Here is an 18,362-nt window from a genome sequence, read left to right on the forward strand (position 1 = left end):
CCCAACTCTTGATTTTCGCGTAAAACAACATTTCTATTCTGGTATTCCATCGTGAATATCGACCACGCGGACAGTCCCATTCTTTCGGGAATCGCATTTTGGCAGACGCCCCCAAGTGACGGGAGAGCGGCTGTGAGCGATGTCGCTTGGCTAATTATCAAACATTAAAATATAACTGGCGTCTAAATGGCCTGAAATGTCGATGAGTTGCGTGAGCGTTCCAAAGGTCGTTGTCAGAACGCGCTCGTCGTGATCATCGAGGATGAGGCGCTCATCAATCATCGGGCCAAAGTGACGACGCAAGGGCGAAACTTTAAGCTCCGTCGGCGTGATCGTTGCCGCGAGCTTGTTGCGCAACATTTTGCGATCCGTCGTGTCCCAAATCACTGCCGCAATTGCGAAGAGCATCAGCTCGTTGCAATTTTGCCAGCGCAAATCGAAGGGGTTGGAAATCAGCGAGTAATCAGCTTGGTGAACGGCCGCATATTTCGGACTTTCGAGCATGTCGAAAAGCTGGTCTTGCATCTGCGCATCAGGGATTAAAATGCCCGCATCGGGTTCTTGTAAAAGGCGCAGAAAATCGGTTGGGGTGTCGGTGACGAGGGTAGAGCGCAGGCGATTTTCTTCGCCATGATAAAGATTGTAAACATCATATCCGCCTGTCGCATTCCGCCGAAAAAAGGCGCTATGGGTGAACATCACACCGTCTGGCAGTTTGTCTCGGGTCTGTCCCGCGCGCGAAACAATGGCCAGCTTCACATTTTTGGCGGTCAGTTCGTTCAGAATTTGCTGACCGTAATCCTCTAAGGTTTCACGCGGATAAAGCGCGTCGCCAGAATCTGTGGAGGCCGTATATCCTGCGTAAACCGTTCGAATGTGCCACCCATATCCGAAGACCGCGACGAGGAGGGCGACGATCAGTCCGACGATGATTTTGGCGCGCAAGCTCATCCAGGGTCTAAAGGTCGAATTCGCCGACCACAGGTACATGGTCAGACGGCTTCACGCCTTCGCGGGTCATTTTGTGAATCGCAATGCCTTGCGCGCGGTCAATCGCTTGCGGGGAACAAAGCAAGTGATCAATGCGAATGCCGAGGTTGTTTTGCCATGCGCCGCCTTGGTAATCCCAGAACGTATATTGCCCGTCGCGGCCATCAAATTGGTCAAATAAGTCATAGAGCCCGATATTTCGGATGGCGTGAAAGGCATCTAGGGTTTCTTGGCGGAACAACGCGTCTCCCCACCAACCGTGTGGGTCATGTGTGTCCACAGGACGCGGAATTACATTGTAGTCGCCCGCCAGTACAAGCGGCTCCTCGTGCTTAAGCAGCTCAATCGCATGGGTTCGCAAGCGGTCCATCCAGTCGAGTTTATAGGTGTATTTCGGACTCTCCATCGGGTTTTCGCCGACGGGGTTACCATTGGGAAGATAAATGGACGCGACGCGGACAGCGCCGCGATCGGTCGACACTAGGGCTTCAATGTAACGGGCTTGTTCATCCGTGTCGTCACCCGGCAGACCTCGACGGATGTCTTCCATAGGCGTCTTCGAGAGGAGGGCGACGCCGTTGTAACTTTTCTGTCCGTGGGTTTCGACATTATATCCGAGCGCTTCAATTTCTAAACGCGGGAAGTCCGCATCCACGGTTTTGATTTCTTGCAAACACGCGACGTCAGGTTGCTCAGCTTCCAGCCAAGCTAGGACAGCGTGCATGCGGGCTTTGATGGAGTTTACATTCCAAGTGGCGATTTTCATTTGGCAGCTTTCGAAGACGTTAGGTCGTCAGGAGATCGGCAAGAAGGGCGAGGGCTATAAGACCACCCAAGGCTGGCCAAAACCAGCGTGCGAGGATTGAAGGCCCTTGAATGGGAGAGGCAGGCATATCGTTGAGGGGCACCGTCCCCATGCGGGACATGTGCATTCGGCGGTTTAACCAGTCGATTTGTGCCGCTTTCTGATAGGTCAAACCACTCACTTGGTCCCAGCTCATCGTCTTGAAAAGAGAGGCCGCAATTGACGGCGATAGCTTTTGCGGCAGCTTTTCGGGCTGGTCAAAATGCGGTGTGTCAGGATCGTAATAGCCATGAAATTTGAGAACCATATCCATCAGTGAATATTCGAAATCGACATAGTCGTCGATGTCGAGTTGACGGGCCTTACGAAATAGATGGTTCCAATTCTCGCGGTCATTATATCGCGTGTGGCTAAACAGATCGATGATGTCCTGTTGGAGTGGCGGCGTTTGAGGGTCGGATGAACGGCCAAAATCAGCCCCAAGGACATTTGGAAGAGCCGGCGCATCAAGTGCGGGCGTTCGACCAATGGCATAGCTTGTCGCGCTGGCCGTTTCAGCATCGGGGAGCATATCGCCATAAGTCAAACTAGGTGCCAGTGCGGCATCGGGGGTCGGCTCCTCGCTCGGACTGTTGCCGTCGATCTCTGAAACGGAAGATGGCGGGCTTTGCTTGGCTTCCCAAGCGGCCTTTTCTGCCTGCCGCGCCAAGATATTTAAGGCGACATCATGGGCATCCCGCAGTCGCATAAAACCTTCTGGGTCATCCTCCGGACGCGTTTTTTTGAGTTGGCGGGAGTAGGCAAGCTTCACCGCTTTGCGGTCCTTTGGCGGTTCGTCCAATCCGAGCGTGACAAAATATGGTTGGTGTCGTGCCATGAATTAAAACACGTCCATACGGTCAAGCTCATCAAGAAATTTGACAGCGGCGTCGCGGGCTAACTTGATGTCCGTGTCGTTTTGCTTGCTCAGGACATGTTCGAATTGTACGAGATTGTGCTCAATCGCGGCCCGAATGTCACCGAGGTGGTTTTCATACGCCGCTTTTAGGCGATTTATAATCGCCGCATTTTCGCCGACATCCCTCGGGTGAATTTTCAGCTTATCCAACGCTTTTAACCGCTTCGCGATTTCGGCCTGGCTAAGGCTTCCGGGATTTCCTTCAAGAATGAGCTGTTCAGTCTTGCCCGTGCCAACGACGGTCACCAAGACCTCCAACACGCCCGACACGTCATAGGTGAAACGAATGTCGAAATCCTGATGCTTGTCCTTTTCCTTAGGCAGATTGATCGTGATCTCGCCGAGCGGGACATTGTCTTCAACGCGTGGGCTTTCGCCCTGATAAACTTGAATGCCGACTTTGTCTTGCCCTGGTCGAATGGTGGAATTTCTCACCACGCGAGAGGCGGGAATGACGGTATTGCGTTCAATGATGGGTTGGAAATAGCCTGACTCATATTGGTTAGGCCCAACTTCGCGCGCGATATCCGTGCCTAAGGTGAACGGACAAACGTCTGTCATGACGACATCTTCTAAGGCCTCATGACGGTCCAAAAGGCCCGATTGCACGCCCGTGCCTAAGGCTATGACTTCGTCTGGATCGATGCTGTGTTCGGGGAATTTCTTGAGCAAGCGCGTTACCATTGCCCGAATAACGGGCATGCGTGTTGCGCCACCGACAAGGATGATGCGTTCGATGTCCGAACTGCGCAGGCCCGCATCCGAGATCGCGCGCTGCAAAGGCATCCGCATCCGCGATTGCAATTTCTGCGTCAAGTCTTCGAATTTTGCCCGGTCTAATGTGAGCTCTTTCTCAATTTTTCCTGACAGAAACTTGACCGTGACGTTGGTTTTTTCGGAGAGTGCAACTTTGGCTTTGTTCGCTAGGTCCCGTAGACGGCCCAAATCTTTGGGCTTCATCTTTTCGCGAGGCGTCTCAAGCTGCGTCAAAAAATAATCCTCAACGGCGGTCGTGAAATCTTCGCCGCCAAGGAAGGCATCGCCCGCACTTGAGCGGACTTCCATGACGCCGTCGAAAATTTCAAGAATGGACACATCAAACGTCCCGCCGCCTAAATCGATCACGAGAAAGGTGTTCTCATCTTCCTTGGCCGACAAGCCATAGGCGAGCGCCGCGGCCGTAGGCTCGTTGATGAGGCGTTCGACTTTGAGCCCCGCCATTTTTCCTGCAGCATAGGTCGCCTTGCGCTGGATATCGTTGAAATAGGCGGGAACAGAAATGATCGCCCGGTCCACAGTCTCACCGAGATATTTTTCTGCATCGGCTTTCAGCGAACGCAGGACCAAAGCTGATAGGTCTTCGGCTTTGTATTGGGTTTTACCAAGTTGATGTTGCTTGGCGGTGCCCATAGCCCGCTTGAACCGCGCAACAGTTTTTTCAGGGTGAGTGACTAAACGATGTTTTGCGGCTTCACCGACGATGATATCACCTTGATCGGACAAACCGACGACGGAGGGTGTCAGAAAGCTACCCGTTCCATTGGTGATCAGTTTCGGCCCTTCATCGGTGAAGACCGATATGAGCGAATTGGTCGTGCCGAGATCAATACCGACGAGTGCCATGAAGCGGAGCCTTTGAGTGCTAAATTAGACCTGTTTCGTCCCGTCTTGCATGTATGAAGTCAAGACCGCGTAGGGCAATTTTAGTGTCTGAATTTCATCGCGAAAATGTGTCTACATGCGTCCTCAATTCGGGCTATCAAAACCAGGAATAGGAAGCTGTCATGAATCTAAAAGCCGATTTTAGTCAACGTGTTGCGATAGACACCAATGCTATGGATTGGGAAGCGTCGCCTATGGCGGGCGTGGAGCGTCGTAAACTAGACCGTATTGGAGGCGAAGTCGCCCGTGCGACGTCTCTCGTGCGGTATGCCCCAGAATCCTATTTCAGTGAACACACCCATAGCGGCGGTGAAGAATTCCTAGTTCTCGAGGGTGTTTTTTCTGATGAACATGGCGATTATCCCGCTGGCACTTATGTGCGCAATCCAATTGGAACCGCGCATAAGCCTCACTCCAAAGACGGATGCGTTATATTTGTAAAACTGCAACAATTCGCACAGACGGATACCGCACAATTTTCGATCAATACACGCGACGCAGAATTTGGACCCGGGCAGGTTCCCGGGCTGAGTGTTTTGCCGCTCCATAGTCATGAGGGCGAAAGCTGTGCTTTGGTCCGCTGGGCACCTAGGACACATTTTGCGCCGCACCGGCATTGGGGCGGCGAAGAGATTCTCGTGCTTGAAGGCACGTTCCAAGACGAAATGGGGGATTACCCGAAAGGCACATGGCTGCGCAGTCCGCATTTGTCTCAACATAATCCCTTCAGCGATGAGGGATGTTTGATCTATGTGAAGACAGGCCATTTACCTAATTAAAGTGATCAGAGCCTAGCGGCCCAAAGGCCTTGCAATTTGGGCTTTATCACCACATATCGCGCGGGAAATTACACATAGATAAAGAGCGCATTATGGCCCGCCAATTCTGCTATCACATGCAAGGTCTGACGAAGAAATTCGGCAATAAGACCATCCTAGATAACGTTCATCTGTCCTTCTACCCCGACGCCAAAATTGGCCTGATCGGTGTTAACGGCGCAGGTAAGTCGACTTTGATGAAAGTCATGGCCGGCGTTGATACCGAAGTGACGGGCGAGCATTGGGCCGCCGAGGGCACGAAAGTTGGTTATTTGCCACAAGAGCCGAAGCTCGACATGGACAAGACGGTTTGGGAGAATGTTATTGAAGGCTGCGAAGATAAGCAAATTTTTGATGCGTATAACAAAGCTGCCCTGGATATGGCCGAGGAATATACAGACGAGTTGATGGACCAAATGACATCGCTGCAAGAGCAAGTTGATGCGCGCGATGCATGGGATATTGATTCCAAAATTGAGATGGCGATGCAGGCCTTGCGTTGTCCGCCAAAAGATAGCCCCGTGACATCACTCTCTGGCGGTGAAGCCCGTCGCGTAGCTCTGTGTCAGTTACTGCTATCTAAGCCGGATCTTTTGCTTCTTGATGAACCGACCAACCATTTGGATGCGGAGACGGTGGGCTGGCTGGAAAGCTATTTGGTGAATTACAAAGGCGCGATCATACTGATTACCCATGATCGATACTTCCTCGACAATATCACAAATTGGACCCTCGAAGTGGATCGCGGCAAAACATATCCTCATGAAGGCAATTATTCATCTTGGCTGGGCGCGAAAGCTAAGCGCATGGAGCAAGAAGGTCGCGAAGGTGATTCTAAAACGAAAGCTCTGAAACGCGAATTGGAATGGATCCGCTCTAACCCTAAAGCTCGCCAAACTAAGTCAAAGGCGCGGATCAGCGCGTATGAGGAACTCCGGAACTCGGCCGATACAGAAGTCGTCTCACATGCCGAAATCCGTATCCCTATGGGGAACCGCCTCGGCAATATCGTTGTCGAAGCTAATAATGTTTCCAAAGGGTTTGGCGACAAACTGCTTATCAAAGACCTGTCTTTCAAACTGCCTCGTGGTGGTATTGTCGGCGTCATCGGTCCGAACGGTGCGGGTAAAACGACATTGTTCAAAATGATCACAGGCGAGGAACAGCCTGATGAAGGCACGTTTAAAGTCGGTGAGACGGTTGAACTCGGTTATGTTGATCAGAACCGCGCCGCTCTCGACCCGACTAAGAATATTTGGGAAGCGATTTCCGACGGACTAGACATCATCGTTATGGGCAAACGCGAAGTGCCTTCGCGAGCCTATGTCGGATCGTTTAACTTCAAGGGAACAGACCAACAGAAAAATGTCGGGCAGCTTTCTGGCGGTGAGCGCAACCGCGTGAACCTGGCGAAAATGTTGACTAAGCCGGCGAACTTGCTGCTGCTCGATGAACCGACCAACGATTTGGACCGCGAAACCTTGTCCTCGCTAGAAATCGCCCTAGAGAAATTCCCAGGATGTGCCGTGGTCATCTCTCATGATCGCTTCTTCCTTGACCGTGTTGCGACCCACATTCTTGCCTATGAGGGTGACAGCCATGTCGAATGGTTCGAGGGAAACTTCGCGGACTACATCGAGGACAAAAAACGTCGCCTCGGCCCTGACGCTGACATGCCGAAGAAGCTGAAATTCGTGAAATTTGAACGTTAAACGAATTGGTTGCGGGCGAGCGTGATGCACTTCAAAACTATCGCGATCACAACCGTCGCTTCTGTCCTTCTGGGATGTAGCGGCGGCACAAATCTGTCATTTCAGTCAGATGCAGATGTCTATCGGTTGCAGGATTTAGAGTATTATGGGGATCTGATTGAGGCCTATAAAGTGAAGACGGGTACATATCCGTTCTTGGACGAGGCGCAGGACCTCCCTGTCTATTCAGTGATCGCCTCGCCAGAGCAGATCGATGATGTTCAAGCTTTGCCTTTTCGCCATATTTCGAAGTCGCCAACTCAGTTCTTTCAGGAAATTGAAGCAAAGTTAGGCCGAGCAGTCGATGAACGGTATGATCCGCAATTCGAACCTGACAGGAAACCGAATTTCTATATCTATAAAGCTGGTGGCGAAGGCTATTTCTTTGCTGTTCACATCAGTCAGCCTTACGGTTTTGCGCAAGCTGTTGGCCCCGGCTACAACAAGGTAGAGATCAGTAATGTGGCTGGCGGTGATAATTATGCGTCCTCGCCTAAGTCGCTTTTCGCACATCCATCTTTCAGAGCCGCCGTTGAAGCACCTGTTGCCAAGCCAGGGTTTTTTGACCAGCGCCGCTCACAATATTCGGACTCATACCCGACCCTTCCGTAACCAGATTGCCGCACACAGATTCGAGCGGCCATTAAGATGTTTTTATGCCCTGCGTGATATGCGGCAGCATGGAATTGCTTCAGATACTCTTATCTTACCTGTCTCAGCATTTTACAGGGCTGAGCTATCGGACCTATTGGGTGTTCTTAATGAGCGCTTTGGGCATGGCGTTTTGGCTCTATATTCGCCAATCGGGCAAGGACTGGTCTCTGTCTGGTGCCATCCAATACATTTTCCCCAAATCCGTTTGGCTGCATAAATCGTCACGCGTTGATTATGCTTATTTCCTGATCAATGCTTTCGTGATGCTTTTGGTTTTCACGCCGCTGATCCTAAAAGTTTATCCCGCGACAGTCGAAGCAGGTTTGGCCGCAGCGTCGACGATTGGGTTGCCGTCTTTCAATGCGCCTTTCGCGGGTGCCGCTGTTTTCTACTTTTTCGCTTTCGTGTTGATCACGGATTTCATGATCTTTTTTAGCCACTGGTTGATGCATAAGGTGCCTTTCCTCTGGCAGTTTCACAAGGTGCATCATGCGGCGGAAGTCTTGAACCCGATGACGCTCTATCGCCAACATCCTGTCGACCTCATCCTAACGGGTGTTTTGGTCGGTTTAGGGACGGCAATTGTTCATGTGCTCTTTACGCATATTTTCTCACAGCCCTTCTCATTGCTAACGTTTGGCGGGCTAAATGCGATTACGCTGGCCTTCTATCTTGGAGGTTACAATCTGCGTCATTCCCATATTCGCCTTTCCTTTGGCCCCGTTCTCGACCGCTTTTTAATCAGTCCAGAACAACATCAACTGCATCATTCTTGCGTTGAAGCGCATTTCGACAAAAATATGGGATTGATTTTCGCGGTCTGGGACCGTCTGTTTCGTACCCATTACATTCCTGCAAAGGCTGAAGAGATCGTTTTGGGATTGCCTGACGGAGAAGCGAAAGAATTCTCAAGCGTCTATGCGTGTTACATGCTGCCCTTTCGCAAGGCGGCCAAATCCAACAAGCTCGCGTTAACCGCTCTCGCAATTTGCGGAATGGGTATCTCCTCGACAGCGTTTGCTGTGGGGCGATATGTTCCTCCCAGCTTGCATTTGGAAGAACTGACATGGACCGAGGTTCAAAAGGCCGAAGCCGAAGGCTATCGTTCCGTTATCATTCCAACAGGCGGCACAGAGCAAGGTGGTGCGCATGTGGTCTTAGGCAAACACAATCAAATCATTCGATACACTGCAGAGGCCATTGCGAAACGTCACGGAAATACGCTTGTGGCCCCCGTCATGGCCTATGTCCCTGAGGGTGGAATATCGCCCCAAACGGGTCATATGCGCTACTCAGGAACGTTGACCGTCCGCGAAGACGTTTTTCAAATGATACTGGAAGATACAGCGCTCAGCTTGTTCTCCCATGGGTTTGATACCGTCTATATTTTGGGTGACAGCGGCGACAGCGTAGCTGCGCAGGATAAAGCCGAGGCCGCCATCAGCGCAAAGCTACGGTCAGGTCAGAAAATCATACATTTGGATGAATATTATCTCGCCAATGGTCAATTTGACCACCTGCTAGCTGAGGGATACCAACCAGAAGCTATCGGTTATCATGCGGGCTTGCGAGACACTTCAGAGCTGATGGCTGTGTCGCCAGATGGTGTTCGCAAACCTGCACAACGACAAACAACACAAACAAAAGGCGCGACAGGCGCCTATTGGAAGGCCAATCCCGAAATTGGGCAGAAAATGCTGGAGCTGAAAATTGAAGCGGCTTTGAAACAAATTTCTAAAACTGAGACGCTTGACTTTGAATAGCCCGATAGCGTCTCTTACCTCTATGAAACGTTCGCTTTGTCTCTCTCTCTTCTGTCTTTCTGCTTGTGCGCAAACCGCCGCAGAGGCGTCGCCGCCACCTCCAATCATTGTTGATCAGTTTGGCTATTTGCCTGCGCTAGACAAGATTGCAGTTGTTAAAGACCCGAAAGTTGGGTTTGATGCAGGGCGTTCTTTCACCCCAAGCCAGAACTATGGGGTTGTGAACCTCGGTACTGGGAAAGTGGTCTTTACAGGGGCGCCCTTGGCGTGGCGGGGTGGGGACACGGATGCCGCCTCAGGCGATCGTATTTGGCACTTTGATTTTTCTGAAGTTAAAACACCAGGTACCTATGTCGTCCGCGACATGGCTCTGGGGGTGGATAGCTACGCTTTCGAAATTTCGCCGACGGTTTACACGCCTGTTCTAAAGACGGCATTCAAAACACTATACTTGCAACGCGCGGGATTTGAGAAGCGCGCGCCTTTTGTTTCGACGGCCTTTGCCGACAAAGCCAGTCATCTGGGAAAAGGGCAGGATACGGAAGCCCGCCTATTCAGCGATATGGACAATCCAGAGACCGCACGCGATTTGCGTGGTGGATGGTATGATGCGGGGGACTATAATAAATATACGAGCTGGACGGCCAATTACGTGACATGGTTGCTGGCCGCCTATCTCGAAAATCCAAGTGTTTGGACTGATGATTTCGGCATCCCTGAGTCAGGCAATGGCACACCAGATATTCTGGATGAAGTCAAATGGGGTCTCGATTGGTTAGAGCGCATGCAGAACGACGACGGGGCAATGCTCTCTGTGATGAGCCTAGATAGCGCGTCTCCCCCTTCGGCCGCGAAAGGTCCTAGTCGCTATGGTCCGCCAAACTCTTCGGCGACCCTGACGTCTGCAGGCGCATTCGCTATGGCTGCAAAGGTTTATACGGATGTGCGAGGTTTTGATGAAGCGACCAGACGATATGCCGAACGGGCCTATAAGGCATGGCGCTGGGTTGAAGCGAACCCGCGTGTGAAATTCTACAATAATGACGCGCGAAGTGGTTCCGAAGGTTTGGCAGCGGGACAACAAGAAGTCGAAGCTGACCGCATGGGTAAGAAAATGCTCATTTCTGCGATACATATGTCAGCTTTAACGGGCGACAGCTATTTCAATGAAATCGTTGAAAAGCTCTATCGCCAAGTTAACCCGATGGACGCTGGCGTCCCCAACGGGTTCGAGGGGACAATGGCTTACGATATGCTATATTATGCTCGCCAACCTCAAACCCCGAAACGTTTCGCGGCTCGCATCAAACGTGACTACGTCACCAAAGTCCTGAATGGGTATAATGCATGGCCGGCCGTGGCGAACGTGGAAGATCCTTATCGCGCGTTTTCTGATGGGTATTGGTGGGGCAGTAATTCGAACAAAATGCGTCGCGCGCAAGTTTTTACCCAAGCGATCGTGGCAGATGTTGGTGAGGCTCCGAAGCAAGATTACCTGAATGCTGGTGCAGGATATTTGCATTATATTCACGGTGTGAACCCACTCAATAAGACGTATTTATCCAACATGGGGGGGCAGGGCGCAGAAAACTCGGTTACAGAATTTTACCACAATTGGTTCGCCGATGGCACGGATTGGGATCGTGTCGGAACATCGAAATATGGTCCAGCGCCCGGATTTCTCGTCGGTGGACCCAATGATAGTTATGAACGCGACGGCTGTTGCGCCGATGTCTGCGGCGGGTTTGGCGCAAAAATGTGTGAAATCCCGGTGAAGTCGCCGCCCACGGGCCAACCGCCTGCGAAGTCCTATGCCGATTTCAATGAAGGCTGGCCGATCAATAGTTGGTCAGTCACAGAGAACTCAAATAGTTATCAAATCAACTATCTCAGGGTGCTCTCTAAATACGCGCGCTAAATCATATAAAGATTTTTTTATATACATTTTGATTGCGAGTGGCTAGAGCGATTCCATGGACGTTACTGCCACATTGTTAAAGACGCTGGGTCATCCTGATCGGCTACGTATCTTGGCGCTTTTAAGCCAAGGCGAGTTGACCGTTAGTGAGCTCGTGGATATTTTGGGGTTATCGCAACCGCGCGTGACACAATATATAAAATCTCTTGAACAAGCGGGTGTCGTTGAGCGGATGCGAGAGGGCAGCTGGGTCTTTGCCCGCCTGAAACGAGGGCATGATCACTCTACCGCAATTGTCGGAGCGACCTTGGCAGCATTGCCTGCTCACCATGAGGTGTTATCCGCTGACTCAGAGCGGCTGATAAAAGTCCGCGCGGATCGATCTCGCCAAGCGGAAGCGTTTTTTACCTCTGTTGCCAATGACCAAGGTCAGCTTGGCCATGAATACCTGCCGCAAGCTGATATCGAGGCTGCCTTACTTGACCTGCTTCCGGCAAGGACTTTTGAGCGTATGGTCGATCTGGGAACAGGTACAGGGCGTATGCTCAAGTTATTTGCTCCGCACATCCGCAGCGGTATCGGCGTAGACGACAGCGTCGAAATGTTGCGCGTCGCCCGCCACATCCTCTCCGATGACGCCTTCACACATGTGTCCGTCCAGCAGGCCGATCTACACGACGCCCCCCTTAAAGACGGATCGGCTGATCTAGTCACACTGCATCAGGTGCTTCACTTTTTGGAAGATCCGTCGCGCGCCGTCCAAGAGGCCGCGCGACTGTTGAGTGCGAAGGGGCATATTCTGATTACAGATTTTGCATCACATGAATTGGAAAACTATCGCGAGGATTATGCTCATCGCCGATTAGGTTTTACCCAAGAGGATATGGCGCAATTTCTGGCTGACGCAGGCTTTGATCTAGTTACGACGCGAACATTGCCCGCTGCCAACACCGCCACGCCTGATGTGAAAGTCTGGCACGCAATCCCATCTAGCTCTGCTTTCTTAGCAACAGGATAATCGAATGAATGCTCGTCTGCCATTACGTGACCCGAACGCTCCCGTCGGCGCCATTGCGCGCGCGTCGGCAGAGGCGCCCGACCTAAAAGTTAGCTTCGAGTTTTTTCCACCGAAGACGCAGAAAATGGAAGATAAGCTCTGGGCATCGATTGAAAAACTTGCGCCATTGTCTCCCGATTTCGTCTCGGTTACCTACGGCGCAGGCGGCTCCACGCGGGAGCGCACTCATCGAACTGTCGCGCGCATGGTTGAGGAGACGCCTTTCGCACCTGCAGCGCATCTGACCTGTGTCGGCGCAAGTCGGGCCGAGATTGACGAGGTTGCGCAGGCTTATTGGGACGCTGGCGTTCGTCACATTGTCGCCCTGCGAGGGGATCCTCCAAATGGAATCGGTGAGCCTTATGCACCTCATCCTGACGGCTATGCCTATGCTAATGATCTCACTGAGGGCCTCAAAAAAATTGCTGATTTTGAGGTCTCCGTTTCCGCCTATCCGGAACAACATCCTGAAAGCTCTAATTGGTCCGTTGAGATTGATAATCTGAAAAGAAAGATTGATTCAGGCGCAACCCGAGCCATCACGCAATTCTTCTTTTCGCCAGATGTTTTTTGGCGTTTTCAAGATCGGGTTCTCGATGCGGGTATTTCAATCCCCATTGTCCCAGGCCTTATGCTTCAGCCAAATTTTAATGGATTGGCGCGCATGTCTAAGATGTGCGGTGTGTCTGTGCCGGCTTGGTATGCTGGGCTTTTTGACGGATTGGACAATGATCCTACTACGCGAGATATGCTAACGGCCACCTTGGCCGCGGAGTTGACGGCTGAGTTAAGGGACAGAGGCGTTGACCACTTTCATTTATACACCTTAAACCGGGCGGAAATTGCGTCCTCTGTTGGGCGTATATTAGGGCTGCATCAGCGGCAAAAACCGGAGTCGGTGGCATGATGAAGAATCCAAGAAACTTACTGATTTTTGCTGTATTGGGCGGGATAGTCGGCACTGGGCTCGGGCTCGCCGTTGGGCGATTTAGCGCTTTACAAACGTCGACGTGGGACGAGAAAGTCGATCTTCCACAAGTAATCGCTGTTTTAGATCGTCAGGAGGAGGCGTGGAACTCGGGGGATATTGACGGCTATATGCAAGGCTACGTTAAAGCGGATACCCTTCGATTTGCGTCTGGTGGGACGATCACAAATGGTTGGCAAACTACGTTAGATCGTTATCAGCGACGCTACCCAGATCGCGCTGCGATGGGTAAACTAACTACTGAAAACTTCGAGATCAACGTCATTGATGCTGACGACGCTCTGGTCTTTGGATCGTGGGAGCTGGAACGTGAGTCTGATAATCCGCGCGGGCTCTACACACTTCATCTCAAGAAAATTGATGGAGTTTGGGTGGTCATCTCTGACCACACAAGCTCAGCAGAATAAGACGTTGTCCGGCAACTAGTCTAAACGCCAATATCGATTTTCCCGCGCACGCAATCGTCATAATCGGACGCGAGCGCGTGGCAAACTTCGCCAACAGTATAATGCATGCCATCAATTTCGCGGACTGGCGTAACCTCTGCCGCTGTCCCAACGACGAAACACTCGTCAAAATGCGGTAGTTCAGACGGATGAATGTCCCGTTTGTGAACTTTGTAACCGCGTAGTGCTGCAAGGCGACAAACCGTGTCGTGCGTGATGCCTTCCAAAAGTATATCGTTGGTCGGAGTATGTAACTCGCCATCACGCACAAAGAAGATGTGCGCGCCCGTGCACTCTGCAACGCGACCTTTGAAATCATACATTAATGCGTCATCCCAGCCTGTAGCTTGGGCTTTATCTTTTGCCAGCGTGCAGATCATGTAGAGACCCGCCGCTTTAGATTTGCAGGGCGCTGAACGTGGGTCTGGGCGAATCCAGTCCGAGATACAAAGGCGAATGCCTTTCATCTTGTCTGAGAAATAGCTGCCCCAATGCCAGGCAGCGACACCAAAATGAATTTGGTTGTTCTTAGACGCGACACCCATCATATTCGAGCCGCGCCAAGCGAAAGGACGAAGGTAAGCATCTTCTAGACCTGTCTTTGCCAGTGTATCGAGACAGGCTTGATCGATTTCTTCCAAAGAATAGGGGATTTTGTAGCCGAGCAAGTCAGCTGAATTCATCAAACGCTTGCTGTGATCAGTCAGACGAAAGACCTTGCCCTCATAGGCGCGGTTTCCTTCGAATACGCAGGAACCATAATGTAGAGAGTGGGTGAGCACGTGGATTTTCGTTTCGCGCCAATCGACGAATTCGCCGTCCAACCAGATGTGCCCGTCGCGGTCATGATAGGCTTTTTCGATCATCGTGTTTCTCTCTTGAATCCAGCGGTGAGGTGCAGGTGTCTTGCCAGCGCTTCAGTTACAAGCCATTTAACATCTATGCCAGATAAAAAAAGTTCGAAGATTAGACGATTAGGGAGCAAATAGGGCATGAGTACCACATATCTTGATCGCGCAGATATTCATGTTCTCATCATTGATGACGATGACCGTATCCGGGACTTACTTTCTCGCTATCTGATTAAGCAGGGATACCGCGCCAGCGCAGCTGCGAACGCAGATGAAGCCCGCCAGAAAATGAGTGGGTTAAAGTACGACCTTTTGATTATCGACATCATGATGCCCGGCGAAGACGGGTTGAGCTTGACCAAATCGCTACGTGAGCATCACGATGTTCCTATTATTCTTCTGACGGCGTTAGGTGAAGCGGATCAACGGATCGCAGGATTGCGCTCAGGCGCCGACGATTACCTTGCGAAACCGTTCGAACCTGAAGAGCTTCTTCTTCGGATTGATAACGTCTTTCGTCGTTCGGGAAAGGCCCAAACCGCGGATAAAGTCGTCTTCGGCCCCTATGAATATGATTTAACCAAAAGTCTTTTGCGCAAGAATGGAAAGCAGATGAAACTGACAACTGGCGAACAGACGCTTCTTTCTTTGCTGGCAGGTCAAGCTGGAGCCGTGGTGTCACGCTATATTTTGTCGGAGAATATCAAGGCGCAATCCGAGCGCGCTGTCGATGTGCAAATGACACGCTTACGACGCAAGTTGGAGGATGACACATCCGAGCCGCAATTCCTTTTGACCGTTCGCGGCGAGGGGTACCGTTTGGTGTCTGACGCGGTTTAGACTTTCATGGCTTTTTCGCTCAGAAATGTTCTTCCAAAGTCAATATTTTGGCGAGCGTTTCTAATTATCATTTTGCCAATCGTTGTCATGCAGATGTTGGTGGCTTGGTTCTTTTTCAATGCGCATTGGGCGCGTGTTACGTCGAGTCTGTCCGATTCTGTTGCGGCGGATGTCGCGGTGGCGACTCAATTGTTTCGCCAGGACCCGACGCTGGAAAACGCGAATAAATTGGACGCCTTGCTTCGTCCTGACATGGAGTTGTCTGTGGTCCTGCGATCAGGGGATGTCTTGCCTATCTCGAATAGGAAATCATTTTTCTCCAATTTGGACAGAACGTTACGTAAGAGTCTTACAGAAGCCGTTGATGTCCCGTTCTGGTTCGATACCACACGATATCCCAACCACATTGATATCCGTGTTCAGGTCGATCAGGGCGTGTTGCGCTTTGTCGCGGCGCGTGAACGTGTATTTGCACCGACTGGGTTCGTGTTCATTTTTTGGTTGATTACGGCGACCGTTGTCCTTTCCGTCATCTCCATTCTATTCATTCGACGTCAGTCGGATCCCATTCGAGAGTTGGCCGACGCAGCAGCCGCCTTTGGTAAAGGGCAAGATATTTCCGGGTTTAAACCGCGCGGCGCATCAGAGGTGCGAATGGCGGGGCAGAGTTTCCTGAAAATGCGACGCCGAATTGGTCGACATTTGGAACAGCGCACTCTCATGTTGGCTGGGGTTTCACATGATCTCCGGACACCCTTGACGCGGTTGAAACTGCAACTCGCAATGCAAGATGATAACGAAGATACGCGGGCGGCTCGACGCGATGTAGATGAAATGGACGCCATGTTGTCGGGCTATCTGGACTTCGCGCGCGGCATGGGAGAGGAAAAGCCCCATACCGTCAGTTTGACTGACTTTGTTGCGAGCGCGGTTAAAGGGCGACAAGTAACTGTGGAGCCTTTTGAGGAGTTAGAAATATCTATACGGCCAGTAATGCTGCGTCGGTGCCTTGTGAATCTCATCAACAATGCCCGTAAATACGCAAGTATTTGCCTTCTTTCGGTGCAAGAGCGTGGCGGAGATCTGCTCATAACCGTTGATGATGATGGGCCCGGTATTCCAGAGTCGCAACGGCAAGCCGTTTTCAAAGCTTTTCAACGGCTGGATGATGCCCGAAATCAGAATATCGAAGGTGTCGGATTGGGCCTATCGATTGCCCAAGATATTGCGCAACTGCACGGAGGCACGATAATTTTAGGAGATAGTGAACTGGGCGGATTACGCGCGACTTTACGCCTTCCGCTGTAAACCTATTCCGCAAGCTGTTTAGCACGAGCAAACGCGGCTCTGACGACGGCGATAATAAGCTTCGAAAGCCCCATTTCGCCCATCAAGACATCCAATGCAGCTTGGGTCGTCCCGTTGGGTGAAGTTACATTTTTCCGCAGCGTCGCGGGGCTTTCATCTGAGGCATCAAGTAATTTTGCCGAGCCAATGACTGTTTCACGCGCGAGTTTCGCCGCTACATCTGCTGGTAATCCTAAGTCTTTTGCACCCGCCTCTAAGGCTTCGACCAAATGGAATACATAAGCTGGGCCAGAACCTGAGACAGCGGTAACAGCATTTAGCGCGGCTTCGCTGTCAACACGGACAACCTCGCCGCCGGATTTGAGCAGGTTTTCAGCGATAAGAATTGTCTCGGGCGCAATATTTGGGTCTACGTAAATAGCGCTGATGCCAGCACCGATGGCAGCTGGCGTGTTTGGCATGGCTCGAATGACGACGCGCCCGCCAAAAGCTTGGTCTAGCTTCTGAAGGCTTGTTCCCGCCAAAATCGAAACGATCAAAGCTGTTGGAGATAAGACTGCGCCGAGGGGCTCACCGATTTTCTCAAAAAGCTGAGGTTTCACAGCAAGTAGAACGACTCGCACAGATCGTGGGATGTCTGCGGGATCCGTGATGTGTTTTGCACCTCGTTCAATGGCATAGACTGCCTGCGGGCCGGGAGCGGGGTCTAAAATCACGATTTTACGAGGCGGAATTAAGCCCGAATCCAGCCAGCCGCTGAGCAAGGCGCCGCCCATCTTTCCAGCCCCGATAAGAAGATGCGTTGCGGCCATTACGGATGTGCCGCGAGATCAACGAGGGCGCTGGTGAGAGCGTCCTCCGGTGATTTTCCAGCCCAAATCACATATTGGCAGGCTGGGTAGCCGCGCTCTGCGGCGTCTAGAGCATGGGCCAACATATCCATCCCCTGTTCGGTCCCCAACTTCGCACCGCCTCTGAAAGAGGCCGCGTCGCGATATACTAAACACCGCTTCTTGTCCCAATAATCGAAATGCCCTGATGCAAGACGTTCGTTGAGGAGGCTCATCAAACGACAAATATCGTCAGACCGACCGCCAGGCATCCGACCTTCGAATAAAAGAAAGACTTGGATTTGTTCGGTTGCTGCATTCCAAGTGAGTGAGACTTCATGCTCGCACCAAAGGCCCGGGAGGCTGATTTGTAATTCATTGATGTCGACCTGCTCATGGTCATACCCTTCGGCCACGCAGATGCGCGTGAACACCTCTAGCGGATTTTGGCGAACCCCGAGTGCGCCCGAAAGGCTCGGGCTGGGTCGTAAATGGCGTTGATCAGCGTAAGACATGTAATCCTGATGAATCGTTTTAGCTTTTGATGACACGCTATGTGCATTCGCGATTCTGGCAAGGGCGCAGGCTTTAACGCGTGTTGATAACCGAAAATAGCTGGGGTTATCCGTGCGATAACGTCAAATTTAGGCTGTCATTGCAAGTAAGGCGGCTGCCGTAGGGGCCGAATTACGTCTTCGGCGAAGATATGGACGAGTGTTCAGA

At 51.5% G+C, this 18,362-nt stretch carries 17 protein-coding genes; 10 read left to right on the forward strand and 7 right to left on the reverse strand.

Features of this window, described 5'->3' with window-relative positions; genetic code table 11:
• Nucleotides 1–150: 150 nt before the first annotated feature.
• Genes IE073_RS01330 through IE073_RS01345 form a run of 4 tightly spaced genes read right to left on the reverse strand, consistent with a single transcriptional unit; the run spans nucleotide 151 to nucleotide 4,376 of the window.
• The gene (locus IE073_RS01330; RefSeq protein WP_189580303.1) at nucleotides 151–951 is read right to left on the reverse strand and encodes a DUF2145 domain-containing protein; all 801 of its coding nucleotides are present in this window, start codon (nucleotides 949–951) and stop codon (nucleotides 151–153) included.
• Nucleotides 952–958: 7 nt separating this feature from the next.
• Nucleotides 959–1,756, reverse strand: coding sequence for an exodeoxyribonuclease III (gene xth / locus IE073_RS01335; RefSeq protein WP_189580306.1), 798 nt, complete (start codon nucleotides 1,754–1,756; stop codon nucleotides 959–961).
• A 19-nt stretch (nucleotides 1,757–1,775) separates the two neighbouring features.
• A complete protein-coding gene (locus tag IE073_RS01340; RefSeq protein WP_189580309.1) occupies nucleotides 1,776–2,672 on the reverse strand; it encodes a hypothetical protein in 897 nt (298 codons plus the stop codon).
• A 3-nt stretch (nucleotides 2,673–2,675) separates the two neighbouring features.
• Entirely contained in the window at nucleotides 2,676–4,376 is a 1,701-nt protein-coding gene (locus IE073_RS01345) for a molecular chaperone HscC (protein WP_189580311.1), read from the reverse strand.
• Between the two features lie 161 nt (nucleotides 4,377–4,537).
• On the opposite strand from IE073_RS01345, the gene IE073_RS01350 reads away from it, so the two are divergent.
• The 8 genes from IE073_RS01350 (at nucleotide 4,538) to IE073_RS01385 (ending at nucleotide 13,771) form a co-directional block, all read left to right on the forward strand.
• Nucleotides 4,538–5,194, forward strand: a complete 657-nt coding sequence (locus tag IE073_RS01350) for a cupin domain-containing protein (protein ID WP_189580314.1) — start codon at nucleotides 4,538–4,540, stop codon at nucleotides 5,192–5,194.
• Between the two features lie 92 nt (nucleotides 5,195–5,286).
• Entirely contained in the window at nucleotides 5,287–6,945 is a 1,659-nt protein-coding gene (ettA, locus tag IE073_RS01355) for an energy-dependent translational throttle protein EttA (protein WP_189580317.1), read from the forward strand.
• A gap of 24 nt (nucleotides 6,946–6,969) precedes the next feature.
• Nucleotides 6,970–7,596, forward strand: coding sequence for a hypothetical protein (locus IE073_RS01360; RefSeq protein ID WP_189580320.1), 627 nt, complete (start codon nucleotides 6,970–6,972; stop codon nucleotides 7,594–7,596).
• 68 nt (nucleotides 7,597–7,664) lie between these two features.
• Nucleotides 7,665–9,401, forward strand: a complete 1,737-nt coding sequence (locus IE073_RS01365) for a creatininase family protein (protein WP_233349706.1) — start codon at nucleotides 7,665–7,667, stop codon at nucleotides 9,399–9,401.
• Between the two features lie 22 nt (nucleotides 9,402–9,423).
• The gene (locus IE073_RS01370) at nucleotides 9,424–11,319 is read left to right on the forward strand and encodes a glycoside hydrolase family 9 protein (protein ID WP_189580327.1); all 1,896 of its coding nucleotides are present in this window, start codon (nucleotides 9,424–9,426) and stop codon (nucleotides 11,317–11,319) included.
• A 55-nt stretch (nucleotides 11,320–11,374) separates the two neighbouring features.
• Nucleotides 11,375–12,337, forward strand: a complete 963-nt coding sequence (locus IE073_RS01375; RefSeq protein ID WP_189580329.1) for an ArsR/SmtB family transcription factor — start codon at nucleotides 11,375–11,377, stop codon at nucleotides 12,335–12,337.
• Between the two features lie 4 nt (nucleotides 12,338–12,341).
• The gene (metF, locus tag IE073_RS01380) at nucleotides 12,342–13,283 is read left to right on the forward strand and encodes a methylenetetrahydrofolate reductase [NAD(P)H] (protein ID WP_189580332.1); all 942 of its coding nucleotides are present in this window, start codon (nucleotides 12,342–12,344) and stop codon (nucleotides 13,281–13,283) included.
• Nucleotides 13,280–13,771, forward strand: a complete 492-nt coding sequence (locus IE073_RS01385) for a YybH family protein (RefSeq protein ID WP_233349708.1) — start codon at nucleotides 13,280–13,282, stop codon at nucleotides 13,769–13,771. Before metF ends, IE073_RS01385 begins: the two co-directional genes overlap by 4 nt.
• Before the next feature lie 20 nt (nucleotides 13,772–13,791).
• On the opposite strand, the gene IE073_RS01390 is transcribed toward IE073_RS01385, so the two are convergent.
• Nucleotides 13,792–14,676 (reverse strand): branched-chain amino acid aminotransferase, encoded by an 885-nt coding sequence (locus IE073_RS01390; protein ID WP_189580335.1) that lies wholly within the window; start codon nucleotides 14,674–14,676, stop codon nucleotides 13,792–13,794.
• 126 nt (nucleotides 14,677–14,802) lie between these two features.
• Here IE073_RS01390 and IE073_RS01395 point away from each other — a divergent pair, with 126 nt between their 5' ends.
• Nucleotides 14,803–15,501, forward strand: coding sequence for a response regulator (locus IE073_RS01395; protein ID WP_189580338.1), 699 nt, complete (start codon nucleotides 14,803–14,805; stop codon nucleotides 15,499–15,501).
• A 6-nt stretch (nucleotides 15,502–15,507) separates the two neighbouring features.
• The gene (locus IE073_RS01400; protein ID WP_189580339.1) at nucleotides 15,508–16,809 is read left to right on the forward strand and encodes an ATP-binding protein; all 1,302 of its coding nucleotides are present in this window, start codon (nucleotides 15,508–15,510) and stop codon (nucleotides 16,807–16,809) included.
• A gap of 2 nt (nucleotides 16,810–16,811) precedes the next feature.
• Here the strand turns inward: IE073_RS01400 and proC are convergent, their stop codons facing one another.
• Nucleotides 16,812–17,621, reverse strand: coding sequence for a pyrroline-5-carboxylate reductase (gene proC / locus IE073_RS01405; RefSeq protein ID WP_189580344.1), 810 nt, complete (start codon nucleotides 17,619–17,621; stop codon nucleotides 16,812–16,814).
• Entirely contained in the window at nucleotides 17,621–18,154 is a 534-nt protein-coding gene (locus IE073_RS01410; RefSeq protein ID WP_189580349.1) for a type III secretion system chaperone family protein, read from the reverse strand. Before IE073_RS01410 ends, proC begins: the two co-directional genes overlap by 1 nt.
• Nucleotides 18,155–18,362: the final 208 nt, after the last annotated feature.

The sequence above is a fragment of the Litorimonas cladophorae genome (assembly GCF_014652455.1).
Classification (GTDB): Bacteria; Pseudomonadota; Alphaproteobacteria; order Caulobacterales; family Maricaulaceae; genus Litorimonas; species Litorimonas cladophorae.